Genomic DNA, 21,150 nt, shown 5'->3' on the forward strand with positions numbered 1-21,150 from the left:
GGTGTTCACGCCGAACGAGGTCGATCGGCCTCGGGTCTGCCCCGCCTGCGAGGACCTCGTCCGCGACGGCGCCGACGTGCGCGAGGCGCGCGCGACCCGAAGCAACTGAGCGCCGGCGGCTCGCGGGAGCATGTCGACGATCCGACGAGCATGTCGACGATCCGACGGGGCGTTCCCTCCGGAACGGCCCGAGCCACCGTGTTTAAGGAGAGTCGGGATCAGGAGTAACCAATGACCGATCCCACGGTGACGCGACTGTTCGGCGGTCCGGGCAGCGGGAAGACCACCGCGCTCCTGGACCGCGTCGAGGGGATTCTTGCGGACGACGACGCCGACGTTCGCGACGTGCTCGTCGTCTCGTACACGCGCGCGGCCGCCGCCGAGATCCGCGAGCGACTCGCCGAGCGGCTCGACATCTCCCCGCGCAGCCTCCAGGGGAACGTCTGTACCATGCACGCGAAGGCGTACGAGCTGCTGGATCTGTCGCGCGGCGACGTGGTCGGCGATGACGACAAGGAGGCGTTCTGCGAGGAGTACGGCATCGAGTTCGAGGACCAGCACGGCGGCGCCGGGCGCCGGACCGCGCGGTCGACGACGATCGGCAACAAGATCATCGCCACCTCGCAGTGGCTCCAGCGCACCGAGCGCGACGTGGCCGACTGGTACGACGTGCCCTTCCAGTGGAACGTCGAGGAGGTCCGGCTCCCGCCCGAGGAGGACCCCAACGCCCAGCAGGGGAACAAGTACACCCCGACGTGGCCCTCCGACGACGACCGGATCGACATCCCCGAGACGATCCGCGCGTGGCGCGGCTACAAGGGGGACCACGACCTCGTCGGCTTCGCGGACATGCTCGAACGCGTCGCGCAGCGCTCGCTGGTGCCGAACGTCGAGTACCTGATCATCGACGAGTTCCAGGACATCACGACGCTGCAGTACAACGTCTTCGAGGAGTGGAAACCCCACATGCGGAAGGTGCTCATCGCCGGCGACGACGACCAGGTCGTCTACGCGTGGCAGGGCGCCGACCCCGACCTCCTCTTGGACACCGACGTCGACGAGGACGTGGTCCTCCCGAACTCCTACCGGCTCCCCTCGGAGATCCTCAACGTCGTCAACGCCGAGATCCGCCACATCGACAAGCGACAGGAGAAGGACCTCCACCCCCGCAAGGAGGGCGGCACCGTCGAGGCAATCGAGTCGCCGTCGATGCTCGAACTCGTCCGGAACGTCCGGTACACCGTCGAGGACGACGAGGGCAGCGTGATGTGTCTGTTCCGGGCGCGCTACCAGATGTTCGACTTCATCGACGAGTTCATCGACCACGGGATTCCGTTCACGATGCTGACCGACGGCCGGATGTGGACCGACCGCGTGCGGGACTACGTCAGCGCCATCGAGAAGGCCGACGCGGGCGACCCCGTGAACGGGCTGGAGGCCCGGCGACTCGCCGACATGCTGCAGGACTCGGCGTTCGGAACCCACGAGCGCGACGAGTTCTACGACTTCCTCGACGACCGCGAGGAGGCCGCCGACGCCGACGACGTCGCCCAGCTCGAGGTGACGACCGACGAGCTCGACGAGTTCATCCCGTTCATGCCGGACGCCGCGAGCGCGGACGACATGGTCCGGAAGGTGACGAGCTTCCAGCGGAAGTCGATGGGCGCGTACTTCGAGGGCGACTACGAGGGGATGGACCCGACCCGCGTCCGCGTCGGCACCATCCACTCCGCGAAGGGCCGCGAGGCCGACCACGTGTTCGTCGCGACCGACCTCACCGAGAAGGTGGTCGAGCAGATGGCCGCCTCCCTCGACGACCCGACCGACGTGGGCGGCGTCGAGGAGTTCACCAAGACCACGAGCCCCGTCCCCGTCCTCACCGACAACGAGCGCCGCGTCTTCTACGTCGGGATGTCCCGCGCCCGCGAGCGGCTGGTGATCATGGAGAGTCTCATCAGCGGGGCGCCGACGCTCCCGATCAGCGTCCTGCTCTTTAACGAGCTCCGCGACGAGCCCGCACAGGAGCTCATCGAGGAGGTGCAGGCGGAGCTGGCCGTCCCCGAACCCGAGCCGTGACCGACGGGCGCCACGACGCGGGCGGCGACGGGGGCGCCGGTTCGGGGGGCACGGGCGGCGATACGGGCGCCGACTTCGGCGGCACGAGCGCCGATACGGACGACCCCGACCGACTCCGCCCGCTCCGCACCGATCTCACCCCGATCGCCGAGGCGGTCGCGGCCGCCGACGCCGACGCCTTCGTCGCGGTCGGCGACCGATTCGACGACGACCTCCGGTACCTCACGCGCTTTGCCGGGCCAGATCGGGCGTACGCGCTGGTGGTCGTCCCTGGCGGCGACGACGCCACGGCCCGCGCCGTCTGCTGTGTCCCCTCGCCGGTCCGCGCGCAGGCCGAGCGGGAGTTCGTGGCGGGCGCGCGCGACCGGGGCGGCGCTGACGGCGACGGCGACTGCGAGTTCCACGACGGCGTCGCCCGCGAGGTGTGGACCGAGCGCGCCGGCGACCACGCGGGCGAGCGCGCCGCGGCGGTCGTGCGCGACCTGCTCGGCGGTGGCGACGAGGGCGGCGGCGGTGGCGACCGAGACGCCCCCGACGACGGCGACCGAGACGCTCCCGACGACGGCGACTCCACCGTCCTCGTCCCCGCGTCGATTCCGCACGATGCCGCCGTGTACCTCGAACGCGCCGGCAACGCGCTCGCGTCGACCGACGCGGTCGCGGACGCCCGAGCGCGGAAGACCGACGCCGAGATCGACCGCCTCCGCCGCGTCCAGCGCGCGGCGGTCGCCGGGATGGCGTGCGCCGAGACCGTGTTGGCCGCGAGCGAGGTCGGCGGGGCGGAGACCGCGGGAGCGACGGCGCCCGAGGGGGGCTCGGAGCCCGACCGCCGACTCGCCCTCCGCTGGGAGGGCGCCCCTCTGACGACCGAGCGCCTGCGGCGGGCCGTGAACGCGACGCTCGCCGCCCGCGGGGTCCGGGACGCCGGCGACACCGCGATCGGCGTCGGCCCGTCGGCGGCCGACCGCGGCGACGCCGGCGACGACCCGATCCCCCCGGGCGAGACGGTGCTGGTCGAGGTCTCGCCGCGCGGCCCCGACGGCTACCGCGGCGACCTCGCCCGGACGTTCGTCGTCGACGGCGACGGTGGCTGGGAGCGGCGGGCGTACCTCGCGGTCGAGTCGGCCCGGACGGTCGCGCTCGGCGAGATCGAACCGGGCGCGACCGCCGCGAGCGTCCGCGGCGAGGCCGTCGCCGAGCTGGGCGCGTACGGGTTCGACCCGAACGCCGAGGCGGGCGCGGCCGGGTTCACCCGCGGCGCCGGCCACGGCGTCGGCGTGAGTCTCCACGAACCGCCGTCGCTGTCGAGCGGGACGGAGCTGCGGCGGGGCCACGTCATCGCCGTCGAGCCCGGAGTCTCCGACCCGTCGGCCGGCGAGGTCCGGCTGGGGGACCTCGTCGCCGTCACGGACGAGGGGTACGAGCTGCTGGCCGAGTACCCGTTCGGGATCGCCCCGGCCGCTCGCGAGTGAATTTGGACGGAGAGCCTACTTTTCGACCGCGGTGGCGTCTTCGGGCGTCGCCTCTGTCTACTCTTCCTTAGCCGAGTCCAAATCACCTGACCCCGTCTCGGCAGCATCGAGATCAGCGAGCCCGCGGAGCTGCCGGGGCAGTAGGCCCGCGAGCAGTTCCCGCAGGAGCCGCCCCGGATCGAGGAAGTACTGCGGGAGCGCGACCATCGCAACGGCGACCACGAGCAGGCCGACACCGAGCGCGAGCTCTCCGGCGAACAGCCGAATGACCGCGTAGTTCGCGAGCGGGAGGGCAAAGACCAGCGACGCCGCCAGCCCGATCATGTCGGTCACTCCGAGCCTCATTGTGACCGGGTTGGCTCCCGGGGGTCAAAAGGGGCGCGGCGTCGGCGGGGGGCGATTGTGCGCCTCGACTGTGGCGGGAGGCGAGCGAACACCGAACCGATATGTGTCGCGCGCGCCCAGTTCCGGTATGTTCACCGGCATCGTCGAGGACACCGGGACCGTCCACGCGCGGACCGAGACCGAAGACGGGCTCCGGCTCCGGATCGCCGTCGACGGGTTCGACGACCTCCACCACGGCCAGTCGATCAGCGTCAGCGGCGTCTGTCTCACGGTCGAGGAGTACGACACCGTCGCCGACGCCGCCAGCAACATCGATGCTGACGCGGACGACACCAACGACGGAGACGCCGACGGGTGGTTCGAGGTGTTCCTCGCGAGCGAGACGGTCGCGAAGACGTACCTCAGCGACCTCGATGCGGGCGACGCGATCAACGTCGAGCGCGCGATGCCCGCCGACGGGCGGTTCGACGGCCACGTCGTGCAGGGCCACGTCGACGCCGTCGCGGAGGTGACGGCGATCGAGCGCGTCGGCGAGGACTGGCGGTTCACCTTCGCGATCCCGGAGGGCAACGGCGACTACCTCGTCGACAAGGGGTCGGTGACGCTCGACGGCATCTCGCTGACGGTCGCCGAGAAGCGGGGCGAGGCGTTCGACGTCGCGATCATCCCGACGACCTACGAGCTGACGACGCTCTCCGAGAAGTCGGTCGGCGACCCGGTCCATCTCGAAGTGGACGTGATCGCGAAGTACGTCGAAAATATGGTCGAGGGGTACTGACGCGGCCGGAACCGCGCGACAGACTCGACGCGTCAGACCGGGCTACGCGTCCTTGGCGCCCTTCACCGTCTCGCGGACCGCGTCGACGCCCTCGTCGTGGAGCAGGTCCCCGACGACGATCACGTCGCTGTGGGTGGCCATCTCGTTAGCCGACTCGTAGCCGTGAATCCCGCCGCCGTAGAAGAGGGTGGCCTCGTCGAGCGCGTCGTGGGCGGCGGCGACCTTCTCCGTGTCGCCGAAGGTGCCCGAGTACTCGACGTAGACGATCTCCTGACCGAACATGCGCTCGGCCACCTTCGCGTACGCTTCCACGTCGTCCGCGCTGAGGTCGCAGTCGGCATCGGTCAGCTGGGCGACAGACGCCTCGGGGTTCAACACGATGTACGCCTCCGTGTGCGTCCGGCTCCAGTCGAGGTCGTCGATGCGGACCCACTCCTTGTGCGCGCCGGTGATCCAGAACGGACCGCCGGCGTTGAACACAGTCGGAATCAGGTAGCCGTCGAGGGCGGGCGAGTCGATGACGACGCCCGGGTTCGACGGCTCCTGGTAGAGCGGCACGTCGTACTCGGCGGCGGCGTCGACGACGCGGGTCATCTTCTCCGCGGTGACGTCGAGGGTCCCGCCGATCTCGATCGCGTCGGTCCCGGTCCGGCAGACGTCCTCGAAGGTGTCGTCCCCGTGCAGCTCCTTGTCCGGGTCGACCTTCAGCACGTGGTCCCAGTCGTCCCACGGGTTGTTCATCGGAAACGACTCCACCGGGCGGAACCAAAAAGGTGCGGAACCTGTCTCGCGAGCGGACGGCCCGGGACCCGGACCTCACAGGAGGTCGTCGAGCTCGTCGTTTCGGAACGCCTCTGTGGGGTCGATGTGGCCTTCCGGCTCGTCGCGAACCGCCTGCCGCGCGCGTTCGAGGAACTCCTCGACGCGGCGCGAGCGCTCGACGCCGCCGAGGAGGACCAGGGCGGCCACCCGGTCGGAGTCGAGCGGGAAGTCGCCGCCGCGCACCTCCATCGACCCGGTCTCCTCTTGGAGCCACTTGCGCGCCTTCTCCGCGCCTTTCCGGGAGATCCGGTCGGGATCGCCCGCGATGGCGACGAGGGCGGTGTCCGCCTCGGTCGCGTTCGGGAGCGACATCCCGGTCATCACCGCGCTCCGAATCGCGCTCATCACGGTCGTGACGTTCTCCTCGGCGTCCGCGGCAGCGGGCGCGGACGCGAAGCCGACCGCGGCCATGCCGCCGGCGCGCAGCGTGTTGATCACCTCGCTCGTGTCGACGACCGACTCCGCGACGCCCTCGACCGACTCGCCGGCCGCGAGCAGGAGCCCGACCCGCTTGGCCATCGAGGCGTTGATCGCCGCGTAGCCGCCCTCGACCGACTCCCCCGAGGAGCGCCACGCGTCGTTGTCGAGCAGGATCGTCGCGTCCGCCTCGCGGACGAGCGTCTTCAGCGACCGCCCGGCGTTCACCTGATACATCGCCCCCTCGTCGCGGCCGGGGAGAATTCCGAGCGCGTACACCGGCACGTCGTACACGCGGCTCAGCTCGCGGACGAGTATCGGTGCGCCGCCGGAGCCGGTGCCGCCGCCGAGCCCCGCGACCACGAACAGCGCCTCGGCGTCGGCGTTCACCTTCGGCGCCAGCGCGTCGAGCACCTCGACCGCGTCCTCCTCCATCACCTCGGCGCCGAGCTCGTTGTCGCCGCCGACGCCGTGTCCGTTCACCCGGGACTGACCGACGAGGACCGTGTCGAGCGGGAGGGGCTCTAAGTCTGCCGACGCGGTGTTCACCGCGAGCGCGTCGAGCACCGCACCGTAGCCGGCGTCGACGTCGAACTCAGCGAGCGCGGTCGTGAGCTTCCCGCCCGCCTGTCCGACGCCGAGGAGGACCGCTTTCATGATTGTATGATAACTGATCCCATCGTAATATCTTTTCCCCGGTGTTTAATACAGCTGTTTTTCTAAAATTAGATTGAGATGGCCGATTTCCCTCCTCCTCCGCCTGAAGACGGAGGCATCCGACCATCGGATTCGAACGGTTGTCTCCCTTCGGTTCCAACCCGCACTCGGAGGGAACCGGCGACACACCGGGGGAACTCTCGTTTGTCTCCCTCGTAGGACTGTGGCCCGGTCAATGAGGCCCCTTCGGACTCCATGTCATCGCCGTGCGAACCACTACCGGTTCGCCACCCCTTGTGGTTTGGGGACGGCATCTCACTGGCTTTTAGTGTCTCTGTCAGTTCCGCCGAAATCAAACTCATAACTCGTTGTATCTCCGTCTGAATTCGACTGGTTAGGCTCTCGACCGTCGAAGGACGCTGTATCGACACGTTCGGTATTGGAGGGCGTTGTCGCGTTATCGCCTCTACTGGTTTTTTCTTGTACAGCAACTGCTTGACGCTGTAGTTGGTTGATCCGTGGGACTGTCGTCACGTTTGAGAGAAGCACCGTTGCTGTGAGTTCTGTAGCATCCTGTACCGGCTCATCGCCGGCAAGAACTTCAACGGTCTCGGTTTCCTCTTCAAGAAGATATCGCCCGGTTTCGAATCCCTTCCGTGAGATCGTGTCTGGCGGTCCAGTTAGGATGATAAGCACACGATCTGCTGAGGTGATATCGCACGGTAGTGTCATTTTTGACTGAACTGCTTGGCTGATGAGATTTTTTACTGTGGACGCATCAACAGGCGTGTCTTCGGTTGTTGAAGAACGACCAAGTAGCCGAAGAATCCGGGCAAAAAGCCCATCGCTCTCGATCTCGATATCAACTGTCTTCCGGCCGATTGTCGCAACACCACCAACATCCAGCGTTCTTTTGATGTCTGCAGAATCGATCCGTATCTCGGATACAGACCCGGGGTCGCGCTCGCCTGCACCAAAAATACTCAACAGTCGCTCTACAGTCATTGTATTAATCGAGTTATAGCAATCAGCAACGGTATCAGTGTTGTAACACCACGCGTCGTTGTCGACAAGAAAAACAGAATCTGCACGTGGAACCATCGTACGGAGCCCACGAGCCGCCGTCAGCGCCCGACATTCGGACTCTGTGCCAGCAGGAAGGACACCGAGTGTGTACACAGACATTTCATAGATCGATTGAAGTTCTTCTAAAAGAACGCTGCCAACACCAGATCCAGTTCCGCCACCAAGGCCGACCACAAGCATCGTCGCCGCAACTTCTGTCTCATCAATACGGTCAAGTGCCCGATGAATCTCTGGTCGATCTGCTTGGGCAACTTGTGCACCTATTTCTGGGTCACCACCTACACCATATTCGGTGAGGTCAGTCGTTAATCTGTCTGGGCCTTCGTCAGTACTTGGGATAGTGTTTTGTGGATCTTTTGTTGTGGATGAACCTGCTTCAGTCATCTTCTTGCCAACAAAGCGAGATTCTTCGTCACCACCCGTGTTATCTTTGCTTGAGTCTCGTCGAGTAACTGCAGGATGCGTATCGCCTATGAGTACCTGCTGGTCAGCAGCGAGTGCTGTTGTGTGATTGAACGCTCGTGATTCGGTGTTGAACGTGAGAACATTCTCATCAGTCACTGATCGCCCTGTATCACGTTCAGCACGGACCAATTGGTCAACGACTCGGGTCCCGCAGCTACCAACGCCGATAAACGCAATTTTCATTGACTCACCGGTAGACTCGAACCACCTGTCTGAGTACGAGAGGTGGATAGTCGTTTAACCATCCACTCAGACGATCGGATCCAGATCATTGTCGTCATCCGTAATCAACGACTGAATCTCTTCTTCGCGGACCGCGTCTTGTTCTTGAATCTTGTTCTGTGCATCGACTGCTTGGTTCTGTATCTCGCTGATTCGTGGCGTGTCGGTGACGTTTGAGAGCAATACAACTGCGGCAAGGGTCGAAGAGTCAGGTCGGGGGTCGTCACCGGCGAGCACATCAACAGTGTCAGCTTCTTGTTCGAGCCATTCTCGGGCGGACTCAACACCTTTCCGTGAGATAACTTCTGGTGGGCCAGCAAAAACGATAAGCGCACGATCTGCACTAGACACGTCGCACGGAACGGTCAGACGTGAGTTTGTTGCGCGGCGAACCAGTCCTTTGATTTTTGCGGCATCAGTCGATTCACTCTGAACTTCCTCAGATTCGTTGAATTTTGCTAACAACCCTTCTTTCGTGATGGAAACGTCAGTCGATGCATATCCGATTGAAGACACACCGCCCGTATCAAGCGTGCGCATGATGTCACTGGAGTCCATCGCGTTTTCACCGACCTCGGATTCATCAACTTCACCGGCTGCGAGAAGTGTGACAATTCGTGTTGCGAGCTCCTCATTCATCTCTTCGTATCCCTGCTCTATCGTCTGTCCACGGGAGCGCCACGCGTCGTTATCGAACGCAATGAAATTATCTACCTTGTTGACGAATGACTGTAGCGAGCGGGCAGCGTTGAGTGCTGGTCGGCCGCCTTCGTAGGTCCCGGGCAGTACGCCAAGGCCGTAGATTGGTTCGTCGTACATCTTTTGCAACTCGTCGATAACGACGGGTGCGGCACCGCTGCCGGTACCCCCACCGAGACCAGCTGCGACGAGAACGGCATCGACTTCGTGAATCTCGACGTCGTCGAAGACGCGTCTAATTTCGTCAATGTCCGTTTTTGCGACCTCTGCACCAATTTCGGCATCTCCACCAACGCCGTGACCACGGGCTTTTCGATGGGTATCACCGATTAATACGCGGCGCTCCTCGTCAATGTGTTGTGGTTTTGCGAGGTCCGTCCGAGCCGTATTAATCACGAGTGCATGCCGACAGAGGTTGCGGCCCGTTTCGAACTCAAATTCGATCATTTGGTCGATGAGCTTGCTCCCGGCGTTACCGACACCGATTGTTGCAAGCTTCATTGGGTGTTCCTCAGACGAGTGCGGTGAGATTGCGATAGTCGCTGCTGTGTTTCAGGATACCTAACTTGAACGTCTCTCTGGTTAATCATCGGATACTGGGTTATACGACTCAGTACGTATTAACCTGCGTCAGACAAAAAGAGAAAATCATTCTGAACGACACATCTCTCGTGTGTATTGCTCTACTTTCACTCTAGCCACCTACGCTGTAAGTCGGATAGCTGGCAATATTGGCATACAGGATCAGGGTAGGATTCGCTTTCGTTGAGGGAGATTCAGCCTTGAGCAGTAGCATACATTCTCTCATTCACGCTCAGTAACAGTAAGCTACCACGCCCTGAAGGGCGTGGCATTCAGCGTGGACTCCCGTTCTACCCGCTGAGCGCGGTAGGCGAATACTCGCCATTCACGTTCAACGTCCCGCTGTTCAAGCGCACGCCTACGGGTGCGCCTCCGCGACCAGACTTTTGCTGGTCGCGGAGATACTTCAGACCGATATTCTTCGCCGCATTGTAATCCGCATGAACATCGTACCCGCACTTCAGACAACCGAACACATCCTGACCATTCTGTGTCGGCCTGTTATCTTCGTGCGTGAATCCACACTTCGAGCAACGCTGACTCGTGTACGCCGGGTTAATCTGCTTCACCTCAAGTCCTTCAGACTCGGCTTTGTACGTGACATACTCGTAGAGTCGGTGGAACGCCCACTTGTGAACCGCTTTCGCGTGCGGGAGGCGTTCGCGGATGCCTTTGAGTTGCTCAAACACGATGTGCGTACAGTCGTTTTTAAGAGCTTCCTCCACGAGTTCGTTCGAGATCGTGTGAAGCAGCTGCTCGAAGCGCCCGGTTTGTTTTCGACCGACTCGTTGAACATTCTCGTGTGCCCATCGAGTCCCGGTTTGTTGTAGGTCGCCCCGTCGCTTCTCGTACTCTCGGTGCCAGTGGTTAAGTTCGCCGCCACTCCAGAACGTGCCGGTTGAGGTGGTTGCGATGTTTGTGATGCCGAGGTCAACACCAAGGACGGAAACGTGCTTGGTATCGCCTTGTTCGGTATCATCGTTCTCCACGGCGGGCTTTGTCCGCACGTGAAGATAGAAACAGTCCTCAACCTCGTCGTAGTGGAGTGTAGCACCCTTCACGTCGTGATTTTCGTTGAACAGGTACGCCGAGTGTGGCGTGTCACGCTGTTCATCGGGGAGGACAAACTCTGCGGTGACTCGCCCGTCGATGGTGGCGAGCGTGGCGTGGTCGTCGTTGACGGTGACGGTTCGTGCGTCATAGCTGGCGAACCGTGACGTGAAGTGTGGTTTCGAAGCTTTCTTGCCTTCCTTCCAGCGTTCGATAACGCCTTTGACGGCTTCTGCGGCGCGGTTCCGTGCGGCTTGCACGAGGTTGGCCGGGAGCGGTGAGTCGTCTCGAACGTCGTAGTACGTTTGCTCGTGGAGTTTCTGTTTGCTGGTGATTTTCCAGTCTGGTTCCCACGCTACGTCTACGACGTAGTTGGCGGCGTCAAGGAAGTGATCGGTTGTCTGGTGGAGAAGGGTAGCGGCACTCTCGTCCACATCGAGTTTGATGGGAACGGTTCGAGTCCGTGAATCCTTCACCATCTGTACTTCATATAAGGTAGGGAGTTCTTATAACGGTTGTGTTGACGTGGGGGAGTCAGCCTGCTATTGGGTATGGTTCGTGTAATGGATTATCGGCTTCCTCCCGCGCCTAAAGACGCGGGTTTCCGCCTTGTGGTCATTATGAGTCAAAGATGCACTATCAAGACGATCGTCGACAGGCTCTTCGAGAACGAGTGAACACGTTCATACCAGTACAGTAGCAACCGAACCAATACGCATGCGTCGACTACGGCTCCCAGTGCTTCCACATTGGATCCGGTGGGGTGCCGTCTTCACGGTTGCAGGGATTATTCTGTATTACTCGATCCAAGCGGGACCCGGTACTGGAACGTTCCAGACGGGACCGCTTGGGCTGTTCCCCTACTCGGACTGGCTGCATTTCCTTGCGTACGCCTGTCTCGCGGTGATGCTCGCGTATGCACTCCAGGACTCTCACCTATCAGAGTGGCAGGTGTTTGTTGTTGTCTTCGTGTGTGCTGTTGGGTTCGGGGTAACGATCGAACTGCTACAGTCGAGACTCCCATCGCGAACGTTCGCGTTCGGAGATATGGGTGTCAATGCGGTTGGCGCGGCCGTGGCGGTTGTCTGCTGGCGCGTTTTTGTGCGGTATGTTCGGTTCTATCGAGTGGCGCGACCAGCCGATCTCGAACCACCGATCAGCTAGTACGTGTAGACCGAGCACCGCAATCGTCGATGGCGGACGATTGGTGGTGAGGTGTCCATCAGAGATGCGGGAGGCGGTGACTGCTTCGCGAACGTTTTTATTCAGGTGGCCAATATGCCCGGCCATGCGCGCCGTCGACCACCCAACACGAGTGGGTCTACTGTCCTCGTTCTTAACGGACGGACGACAGCACCATCTCAGTCCTCCACATATCCGCCGAAATCGCAGAGCACCTGCTGGCGGCCACACGGTCCTATCCGGGAACACCAGCGCCTCAAAGCGGTGGGAGCAGTCACCCATTCAGCGACAGATCGTACCTGACCGCGGTCGGACGTCGACTGGTCGATCGTCATTACAACACGGCACTACCCACCAATGACACTCACAACAGCCGTCGTTCTTGCGGGCGGAGAGGGAAGTAGACTGCAGCCACTCACCGCAAACCGTCCAAAACCATTGCTTCCAGTTGGTGGCCGACCCATCCTCGAGCACGTCTTTGATGGGTTGATCGCCAACGGGATCGATGAGATTCATCTCGTTATCGGCTATCACGGAGATCGAGTCCAAGATCGATTCGGACCGACGTATCGAGGCAAGCAACTCGAATATCACCATCAGGCAAAACAACTTGGAAGCGGTCACGCCCTACTCCAAGCGCGTGACGCCCTTGCCGAACCGTTCGTCGTCGTGAACGGTGACCAACTCGTCGACCCAGACCTTGTTGACGATGTCATCGAAGCCCATCGCGACGCCGCAACGATCGCCACAATTGGTGTCGTTCGAACCGAGGCGGCGAGCCAGTATGGCGCCGTCGAACTCACTAACGATGGAGAGGTTATCGATCTGGTCGAACGACCGACTGATGGCGACTATGAGCTATTGAACGCCGGGGTGTATGCGTTCGATCCTGTCTTCTTCGATGTGCTTGGACAGGCGCCGCGCGTGGAGGGCTCACTGTCGCTTCCCACGGTCGTTGCAGCGGCAGCTGCGGACTCGGAGTTGACAGTCACCGGTGTCCGGACAGAGGGATTCTGGACAGATGCGACGTATCCGTGGGACCTGCTGGAAGCCTCCCAGCAACTCTTGGAGCGGGAGTGGGGCCGACCTGCTGGGGAGCACTCGACAGAGCAAACGGATTGTTGGATCGCGGAAGGCGCTCGCGTGCATTCGACGGTGACGCTGCGGAGACCCGTTGTCATCGATGATGAAGCGGTCATTGGACCCGGAGCCGTAGTCGGGCCGAACACGGTTGTCGGTCGGAACGTCACGATTGGAGCGAACACGGTCGTTGAGGGATCGGTGTTGGACGACGACACGCGCGTCGGCCCGAACACGACGCTCAGTGATTGTGTCACTGGACAACAAGCCCATATCGAAGCGGGTGTCACTGCTGCCGGTGGCCCGGCTGCCGTCCACATTCAGACGACGGTCCATCCGGACCGACGCCTCGGCGCAGTCATCGCAGATCGAGCACAGATTCACAGTGGAGCAACGCTGTGTGGCGGCGTACTGATCGGGCCGAACGCAACTGTTGGTGATGGAGTGCAGGTGCGCACGAACATCGGAGAAGGGGAGGTGATCCGCTAATGTGTGGGATTATCGGCTACGTCGGGACGGGAGACGCCACACGAGTGTTGATGGCCGGGTTAAACCAGTTAGAGTATCGTGGCTACGACTCTTCGGGAATCGCTGTAAGCGACGGCGGGATTGATGTCCGCAAGCGAGCCGGTGAGATCGAAAACCTCGAAACGGCGATCGAGACGGCCGCTCCGACGGGCTCGATCGGTATTGGGCATACACGCTGGAGCACCCATGGTCCGCCGACAGACCGCAACGCGCACCCGCATACCGGCGAGACCGGAGATGTAGCAGTCGTCCACAACGGAATCATCGAGAACTACCAAACACTCAAAGACGAGCTAGAAGCTGCTGGGCGCACCTTCTCGAGCGACACCGACACCGAGGTCATTCCGCACCTCATTGAACAATACCTCGCTGACGGCGTCGATCCGGAGACCGCCTTCCAGCGGGCAGTCTCCAGACTTGAGGGGAGTTACGCGATCGTTGTCGTGTTCGGAAGTGAAGACGCAATCTATGCAGCACGAAACGACTCCCCGCTCGTGCTCGGTGTTGGCGACGACGGATATTATCTGGCGAGTGACGTTCCGGCCTTTCTGCAGTTTACTGAGCAAGTCGTATACCTCGACGACGGTGAGACAGTGCGGATGACTGCCGACGGGTTTTCCGTGCGTGATACTGCGGGAACACTCGTCGAGAAGTCAGTGAGGACTGTTGACTGGGATATCGAAGACACGGGCAAGAGTGGGTACGACCACTACATGCTCAAAGAGATCAACGAGCAACCGACCGCGCTCCGACAGTGTCTATCGGGCCGGATTAATCAGCTCGACGGGACTGTCGAACTCACTGACGTAGATGCGATAGACTCGCCACAAACAGTCCAGCTTGTGGCCTGTGGGACATCGTATCACGCAGCCCTCGTCGGCGCCCAACGGTTCCAAGCGATGGGTATCCCGGCACAGGCGTTTCTCGCAAGCGAGTACGCGACACAGACGCCCCCGGTCGGTGATGCGCTTGTCATCGGGGTCACACAGAGTGGCGAGACCGCTGATACACTCGCTGCCCTACGAGCAGCCAAGAATAGGGGTGCACAAACGGTAGCTGTCACGAACGTGGTGGGCTCAACAGCCGCACGAGAATGTGATGAAGCACTCTATATCCGAGCTGGTCCGGAAATCGGTGTGGCCGCGACGAAGACGTTCACGAGTCAGGTGGTGACACTTTCGCTGCTCGTCGAACATCTGTGTGAAAACGGGTCGACGGCATCGCGAGAGCGACTCGAAGCGCTTCGTGATTTGCCGGGGCTTATCCAACAGGTACTCGATGAATCGACTGCCGCGGCAATCGCCGAGGAGTACGTCGGCCAGAACGGCTACTTCTTCATCGGTAGGAACACAAACCATCCGGTTGCTCTCGAGGGGGCGCTGAAGTTCAAAGAGATCACCTACGAACACGCCGAGGGACTTGCCGCTGGTGAGCTCAAACACGGAACGCTTGCGCTTGTTACTGAGAATACACCAGTGATCGCCGTCGTCACCGATGATGATAAAGCGGCGCAGAAGACGGTGAGCAACGTGAAGGAGGTCGAAGCGCGCGATGCGCCGGTCATCGCAGTAACGGACGGCAGTACGGGAGTCTCTGAGTACGCTGACCACACGCTGGAGTTGCCCGATGCACATCCGAGTGTGTTGCCACTGCTTGCGAACACGCAGTTACAGCTGGTCGCGTATCATGTCGCGAACCAGCTTGGGCGGTCGATCGACAAACCCCGAAATCTCGCGAAGAGTGTGACTGTGGAGTGAACACCACAGACCACACCTCAGCGGAAAGAATTGCCCAAAGAGCACAGGAACAACGATAGAACCGTTGATTTCAAATCTAGAGAACAGGATCGTGTGAATATATCTCCGCTGCTTTGTTGAAATCCTCAGCAAGTGATGTATTCTGCCCCGGTTGCGGTCAATACAGGGTACATATTTCGCACTCTGGCCAGTAGTGTATTGACACGGGGGTCGCTACAATTACAGCAGTTTCAGACGGGATTAGTTGTAGTGAAGCCGGGTACAGTACACTTAGATGATGGCCAGCCGCTAGGTCCTGTTAGTATGGCCTATATTTTATTTCGCACTCTTCAGCGACCAGCAGGTTCAGTCGATGATGTGTCTGAAGAATAGGATGTCAGCAGAGCAAATTCCAAGCAAATCATCTTTCTCTCACCCTGAAAGGGTGGGTTTCCGCCTTGCCCTAGTATAAGCGCGTCAATTGTGATGGAGCCAACGACGAGGTGGAGATTGTCGTCCCCACGTCGATGAACACGTCGAACAGCTTCCGAAATTGGGGCCGTCGTCTCGGGGAGCATCGGTTTCGGTCGGTGTTCGGTGATGGCCTGAGCCGTTGCCATCTTCAGGCGTATGGACGGCGCTTCCAGAATCGTCTTTGGTACGGCCACCGACCGCGAGCGTATGTTCGGAACCAGCGGCGTGCGCGGTCCGGTCGGCGAGACGATCACGGCCGATCTCGCACTTGACGTGGGGCGGGCACTTGTGACTGACGGCGCCGAGACAGTCGTGGTCGGCCGTGACGCTCGCGCAAGCGGGCGCATGCTCACCCGGGCGCTCACCGCGGGGATCACGGAGTGTGGCGGCGACGTTACGGATGTCGGCGTACAGTCGACACCCACGGTCGCGCGGACAGTAGATCGTGAGGACGCAGATGCGGGCGTCGTCGTCACCGCCTCGCACAACCCCCCGTCCGACAACGGGATCAAGCTCTGGACCGCCTCGGGCCGTGCGTTCGATGACGAGCGCAACGATCGCATCGCCCAGATCGTCCGTGAGGGCGAGTTCGCGGCCGCGTCCCACGACGCGATCGGGACAGTCAGTCGTGTCACCGACGGACGCGAGGGTGAAAGCCCTCGTGACGAACACGAGCGCGCACTTCACGCAGCGGTATCGCTGCCCGACGATCTGTCCGTCATCGTCGACGTCGGTAACGGTGTCGGCCGCGTGACTGCCGACGCACTCCACGCCGCGGGGTGTACCGTCGAGACGCTCAACGGCCAGCGTGATGGACGGTTCCCCGGCCGGCCGAGCGAGCCGACAGCCGAACACTGCGAGACGGCTTGCAAACTTGTTGGGGCGACCGACGCGGATCTGGGGCTGGTTCACGACGGGGACGCTGATCGACTGATGGCGATCGATGAACACGGACAGTTCGTCTCCGGCGACGCGCTGCTCGCGTTGTTCGCTCGTCGCGAGGCCGAAGCGGGTGACCGCGTGGCCGTACCAGTCGACACGAGCCTCTTGGTCGCGGACGCGGTCGCAGACGTGGGTGCTGAGGTGACCTATACGCCTGTGGGGGATGCATACGTTGCGGCCGCGACCGAAGAACCAGACGTCGTCTTCGGTGGTGAGCCGAGCGGCGCGTGGATTTTCCCTGAACACACCCAGTGTCCGGACGGGCCACTCGCCGCCTTTGTACTCGCCGCGCTCGTTGTTCAGGAGGGATCGCTCGCGGCGCTTGTCGACGAGCTGCCCACATATCCGATCCGGCGTGAGTCGGTGCGGACAGATTCGAAGAGCACAGTTGTCGAGGCCGTCACCGAGATCGCGGCCGCGGAGTTCGACGACATCTCGACACGTGACGGGATTCGCGTGGAGACCGACGCAGGCTGGTTCCTCGTGCGTGCGAGCGGCACCGAGCCGCTGGTGCGAGTGACAGCCGAAGCACGCGAGGAAGCCGATACCGAGGCGCTGTTCGAGACGGCTTACGAGCTGGTCGAGCGAGCAGTTAATCGGGTGTGAGCCGCCTTGGGGGAAAGCCTCGAGGCACTCGCCTTGTTATCTTTGACATCCTCCCCGCGCTAAACAGTAGTTGCCGAACCTCACAACACGTCTCATATCGAGGATACTGGTCATCAAACTCGGTGTATTCTATTTATATATCTCTTTATTACGTATATAACTGAAGACCGTTGTTCACACCTGATCGGTGACTGATACGGGCCGATTCGGCAACTACTGTGAAGGGCGAGGCTTTCGCCTCGAATTTTTCGGCTCTGTTGAAATCCTCAGTAGGTGATATATTCTGCCCCGGTTGCGGTCAATACAGAGGACTCACGAATCGCTCGGCACAGGGTTTCCGAAGTATCTCGTCCGATTGGGCAACCCCAAACACTATTATATAGTACATGAATTATGAATTGTATGTCGAAGGCAGCTGGAGACCCCGAACGCGCCGTCAACGGCCTGCTGTCAGTTGCACAGCTGCTGGAAGAGCCACGACTGGCACGGCTCTACACCTTCGTGCTCCGGCAAGAGGAGGTCACTATCGACGACATTGTCGATGAACTGGAGATTCCCCGGACGACAGCGTATTCGGATGCCGGCTCGCTCGTTGAGCTCAAGGTCCTCACTCGAGATGAGGGCCAGAAAACACACACGTATTCAGCAGTCCCGATCACTCTCTCGGCAAATCTCGGGGGAGACGAGTATACGATCACGCCGACGCTCATCGAAGCGTTCGGCCGATCGTCTCGGGATCAGGACCTCAATCTCCTCATCGAGAGAGACGGTCTCGGAAAGCTCGCTGCCGCCCTCACGTATGCGATACCGTACGCCAACGGGAACATGTCGGAGCGAGTTGCAGCCCGGGAACTCGACCTTCAGCACGCCTTCGCAATTGCCGTGTTACAGGCACTACGAGACGGCGTCCTCGACATGGAGCCGGTTGATCCCTACTTCGACGAGATTCGGGATGCCAACGAGAATCCGCCGGTCGAAGGCTGACTACGAGAGCGATGAGTGAGACGTTCGACCCGTTGCAGGATTCCGTGACTTGGATAGCGGATACAGGTTTGTTCATCGCCTGTGGTCGGCAACAGAACAACAAGTACACTGCTCTCGAACGCTTTGCTCAACGGAACGCTCTCACATTCGTCATTCCGCAGCGGGTCTACGACGAGCTCGGTGGTGCGCCGAGGCGAAGTACACCGGGCCAGACTCCGATCAATAGCGCCATTGATGCCGGTTGGGTTACAGTCGCCGACGAGCCTGACTACACGAACGGCACCGTGTCACAAGTGATGGACGACGTTCGGTCGTACATCGCTCGATCCTCGAAAAGAAGCGAGGATCGGATCGAAAAGGCTGACACCGCGCTTGCTGCGGCCGCAGTTGAAAGGCTCGAAGCGGATAGCGGTCTGGTCTGTATCGTGACGACCGACATCGACGCCGGCGAGGCGGTTGTTGCGACACTCGACGCCCACGGGTTCGAGAATCGTGTGCGGTTCAAAAATGGGTTTGAGCTGATTGACGAGATCACGTAATGGTCAGTCAGCAGCCATCAGCGAACAGCTGTTTCGAGAGAGGATATGTCTGAAAAAGAGGATTTCAACAAAGCCAATTTTTCGTTAAAGCTCTGCGTTTCTCGTGCGGCTCTCTCCGATCGGATTTGTGGGTGGGCACACACCGATGCGATCGGGGCGTGAGCTGTCTTCGACGATCAGAGCGGCTTTACCTCGTCCCGTCGTCGCACCCAGATATGTACGGAGTCGTGCTCGCGGCGGGTCGTGGAACGCGGATGCGACCACTGACAGATCGGCGACCGAAACCGTTGCTTCCGGTCGGCGACCGTTCGCTACTCGAACACGTGTTCGACGCCGCGTACGAGGTCGTCGACGAGTTCGTCGTCGTGATTGGCTACCGCGGCGGCCTGATCCGCGAGACGATCGGTGACTCGTATCGCAATCGCCCCGTTCACTACGTCGAGCAGGGAGAGGCGCGAGGGACGGCCGATGCCGTCGCGCAGGCCGAGTCAGTCGTCGACGACCGGTTTATCGTACTCAACGGCGACGTACTCGTTGATCCCGAACTGCCGCGGGCGCTAGCCGACGCGGGTGGGACTGCAGTCGCCGCTACGGTCGTCGACGACCCACAGTCGTACGGTGTTATTTCGACGACGAGCGAGAATGGCATCGATGGTGATGTCCTTGCGGGTATCATCGAGAAGCCCGCAGATCCCCCGACATCGCTAGCCAACGTCGGTTGTTACGCGTTCGAGCCGGACGTTTTCGAGTACATCGATCGAACACCCGAAAGCGAGCGGGGTGAGTACGAGATCACGACCACGCTCGAGTTGCTCCTTGCTGACGACCGCGAGATTGCGGTCGCATCGTATGCGGGCACGTGGCTCGACGTTGGGCGGCCGTGGGAGCTGTTGGAGGCGACCGAGGTCGTCCTCGGCAACTGGGACAACCAGCAACTCGACGGGACCGTTGAGGAGGGTGTGCACCTAGAGGGAGCTGTCGTCGTCGAGGCAGGCGCCCGTGTTCGATCGGGTGCGTACGTGGAGGGGCCAGCCTTGATCTGTGAGGGTGCAGCAGTCGGACCGAACGCCTACATTCGGGGGGCGACCGTCGTGGGTCCAGACGGTCATGTGGGTCACTCGGTCGAGGTGAAAAACTCGGTACTCATGGCCGGCACATCGGTCGGTCACCTGTCCTACGTCGGCGATTCGATACTGGGTCGCGACGTGAACGTCGGCGCCGGGACGAACGTCGCGAACCTGCGCCACGACGACGAGAATGTTCGGCTGACCGTGAAAGGCGACCGGGTCAACACGGGTCGGCGAAAGCTCGGCGTGATCGTCGGCGACGACGCGAAGACGGGGATCAACACGTCGCTGAACGCCGGCGTCACGATGGGCGTTGGTGCGACGACAGCGCCCGGTGAGGTGCTCACACGGGACCGTCTCACGAATGACTGACTGATTTTGGTGTGAAGGGCAACGAGAGAGCTGTCCAACTGACTACCACGTCGTTGTCAGACTGTGCCTGCAGGCAATCAAAAGCGAACCAGTCTGGTGACCCCTTCAGGCCGGGGTGGAGGTCAAGATCGACACGACACCACCCCCGACAATCGCTAACCCGCCAAGTCCGAAGCAGACCGCCCAGAACGGGACACGCTCGACGATCCGCATGAGCGCGTCGATGGTGAGGTAGCCAACAATCGCACTGACAGCAAGCGCGACGAACGCAGCCGTGGGACTGATCCCCGGGAGTCCCCCAGCACTGAGTAGTGTGAGTGCCGCTGCGCCGAGGCTGGCTGGGATCGACAACAAAAACGAAAGTCGAAACGCGGTTGGCGCCTCATAGCTGCGAAAGAGGAAGGCGCTCGTGGTCATCCCCGATCGCGAAACGCCGGGGAGGATCGCGATCCCCTGAACGGCGCCGACAAGGATCGAATCCGCGAATGTTGGCGCTTTGTTTGCCCCCATCGAGACGGATTCAGACGCGAGCTGCAAGAGTCCGGTTGCAACTAGCAACAGTCCGATGACAGCGATAAACACGCCACCAGTGAGTTGGCCAGCCAGATCGACGGCGAAGATGTAGAGCGGGATCCCCACGAGGCCGGTCATGAACGAGGCGATCACGATGTACGAGGCGATCGCATTCTCACCCTCGTAGGCTGCTCGCGGTCGCCAGTCCGGCACTGCGGCGAGGACTGTCCGGAGTTCGTCGCGGTAGTACGTCGCTGCAGAGAGGGTCGTCCCCACCTGTAAGAACAGCGCAAGTTGGAGTGCGACATCGGGTTCAGTACCGACCGCCGTCAGCACTAACGCGAGGTTGCCTTGACTGGACACGGGGAGCCACTCGACGACACCTTGGACGACCCCCGCGAGGATTGCGACCGCGATATCCGTAGAATTCACTATCTCATGTGGATTGAGCCGGCT

General features: G+C 61.5%; 18 protein-coding genes. 11 read left to right on the forward strand and 7 right to left on the reverse strand.

The window, feature by feature from the left end:
- From ESO89_RS19505 to ESO89_RS11805, 3 genes are all read left to right on the forward strand, one after another.
- Positions 1–109, forward strand: a 109-nt coding sequence (locus tag ESO89_RS19505) for a DUF7563 family protein (protein ID WP_449404944.1), incomplete at its 5' end; no start/stop codon positions are given.
- A 122-nt stretch (positions 110–231) separates the two neighbouring features.
- Positions 232–2,076: a UvrD-helicase domain-containing protein gene (locus ESO89_RS11800; RefSeq protein ID WP_128905696.1), complete on the forward strand. Its 1,845-nt coding sequence runs from the start codon at positions 232–234 to the stop codon at positions 2,074–2,076.
- Positions 2,073–3,548: a M24 family metallopeptidase gene (locus ESO89_RS11805; RefSeq protein ID WP_128905697.1), complete on the forward strand. Its 1,476-nt coding sequence runs from the start codon at positions 2,073–2,075 to the stop codon at positions 3,546–3,548. The genes ESO89_RS11800 and ESO89_RS11805 overlap by 4 nt, the downstream gene beginning before the upstream one ends.
- Before the next feature lie 57 nt (positions 3,549–3,605).
- Here the strand turns inward: ESO89_RS11805 and ESO89_RS11810 are convergent, their stop codons facing one another.
- Positions 3,606–3,893 (reverse strand): DUF7533 family protein, encoded by a 288-nt coding sequence (locus ESO89_RS11810; protein WP_128905698.1) that lies wholly within the window; start codon positions 3,891–3,893, stop codon positions 3,606–3,608.
- Between the two features lie 127 nt (positions 3,894–4,020).
- Here ESO89_RS11810 and ESO89_RS11815 point away from each other — a divergent pair, with 127 nt between their 5' ends.
- Positions 4,021–4,671: a riboflavin synthase gene (locus ESO89_RS11815; protein ID WP_128905699.1), complete on the forward strand. Its 651-nt coding sequence runs from the start codon at positions 4,021–4,023 to the stop codon at positions 4,669–4,671.
- Between the two features lie 42 nt (positions 4,672–4,713).
- Here the strand turns inward: ESO89_RS11815 and ESO89_RS11820 are convergent, their stop codons facing one another.
- The 5 genes from ESO89_RS11820 to ESO89_RS11840 form a co-directional block, all read right to left on the reverse strand.
- Positions 4,714–5,412, reverse strand: a complete 699-nt coding sequence (locus ESO89_RS11820) for a phosphoglycerol geranylgeranyltransferase (RefSeq protein WP_128905700.1) — start codon at positions 5,410–5,412, stop codon at positions 4,714–4,716.
- 75 nt (positions 5,413–5,487) lie between these two features.
- Positions 5,488–6,567, reverse strand: coding sequence for a tubulin/FtsZ family protein (locus tag ESO89_RS11825; protein WP_128905701.1), 1,080 nt, complete (start codon positions 6,565–6,567; stop codon positions 5,488–5,490).
- Positions 6,568–6,882: 315 nt separating this feature from the next.
- Complete coding sequence (locus ESO89_RS11830) at positions 6,883–8,214, reverse strand: FtsZ/tubulin family protein (RefSeq protein ID WP_241686207.1); 1,332 nt, start codon at positions 8,212–8,214, stop codon at positions 6,883–6,885.
- 153 nt (positions 8,215–8,367) lie between these two features.
- Positions 8,368–9,540 (reverse strand): tubulin/FtsZ family protein, encoded by a 1,173-nt coding sequence (locus tag ESO89_RS11835; RefSeq protein WP_128905703.1) that lies wholly within the window; start codon positions 9,538–9,540, stop codon positions 8,368–8,370.
- Positions 9,541–9,911: 371 nt separating this feature from the next.
- On the reverse strand, positions 9,912–11,150 hold the full coding sequence (locus tag ESO89_RS11840; protein ID WP_128905704.1) for an RNA-guided endonuclease InsQ/TnpB family protein: 1,239 nt from the start codon (positions 11,148–11,150) through the stop codon (positions 9,912–9,914).
- A gap of 238 nt (positions 11,151–11,388) precedes the next feature.
- Here ESO89_RS11840 and ESO89_RS19210 point away from each other — a divergent pair, with 238 nt between their 5' ends.
- From ESO89_RS19210 to glmU, 7 genes are all read left to right on the forward strand, one after another.
- Positions 11,389–11,835 (forward strand): VanZ family protein, encoded by a 447-nt coding sequence (locus ESO89_RS19210; protein WP_128905705.1) that lies wholly within the window; start codon positions 11,389–11,391, stop codon positions 11,833–11,835.
- Positions 11,836–12,210: 375 nt separating this feature from the next.
- The gene (locus tag ESO89_RS11850; protein WP_128905706.1) at positions 12,211–13,422 is read left to right on the forward strand and encodes a sugar phosphate nucleotidyltransferase; all 1,212 of its coding nucleotides are present in this window, start codon (positions 12,211–12,213) and stop codon (positions 13,420–13,422) included.
- Positions 13,422–15,218 (forward strand): glutamine--fructose-6-phosphate transaminase (isomerizing), encoded by a 1,797-nt coding sequence (gene glmS / locus ESO89_RS11855; protein WP_128905707.1) that lies wholly within the window; start codon positions 13,422–13,424, stop codon positions 15,216–15,218. The genes ESO89_RS11850 and glmS overlap by 1 nt, the downstream gene beginning before the upstream one ends.
- A gap of 660 nt (positions 15,219–15,878) precedes the next feature.
- Entirely contained in the window at positions 15,879–17,219 is a 1,341-nt protein-coding gene (glmM, locus tag ESO89_RS11860; RefSeq protein WP_128905708.1) for a phosphoglucosamine mutase, read from the forward strand.
- 402 nt (positions 17,220–17,621) lie between these two features.
- Positions 17,622–18,203 (forward strand): DUF7437 domain-containing protein, encoded by a 582-nt coding sequence (locus tag ESO89_RS11865; protein ID WP_206731755.1) that lies wholly within the window; start codon positions 17,622–17,624, stop codon positions 18,201–18,203.
- Positions 18,204–18,214: 11 nt separating this feature from the next.
- The gene (locus ESO89_RS11870) at positions 18,215–18,742 is read left to right on the forward strand and encodes a hypothetical protein (protein WP_128905710.1); all 528 of its coding nucleotides are present in this window, start codon (positions 18,215–18,217) and stop codon (positions 18,740–18,742) included.
- A 215-nt stretch (positions 18,743–18,957) separates the two neighbouring features.
- A complete protein-coding gene (gene glmU / locus ESO89_RS11875) occupies positions 18,958–20,181 on the forward strand; it encodes a bifunctional sugar-1-phosphate nucleotidylyltransferase/acetyltransferase (protein WP_128905711.1) in 1,224 nt (407 codons plus the stop codon).
- A gap of 105 nt (positions 20,182–20,286) precedes the next feature.
- Here the strand turns inward: glmU and ESO89_RS11880 are convergent, their stop codons facing one another.
- Positions 20,287–21,126 carry an undecaprenyl-diphosphate phosphatase gene (locus tag ESO89_RS11880; protein ID WP_128905712.1) on the reverse strand — a complete coding sequence of 280 codons (840 nt, stop codon included), beginning with the start codon at positions 21,124–21,126 and terminating at the stop codon, positions 20,287–20,289.
- Positions 21,127–21,150 lie beyond the last annotated feature (24 nt).

The sequence above is a fragment of the Halorubrum amylolyticum genome (assembly GCF_004114995.1).
In the GTDB taxonomy this organism is placed as follows: Archaea; Halobacteriota; Halobacteria; order Halobacteriales; family Haloferacaceae; genus Halorubrum; species Halorubrum amylolyticum.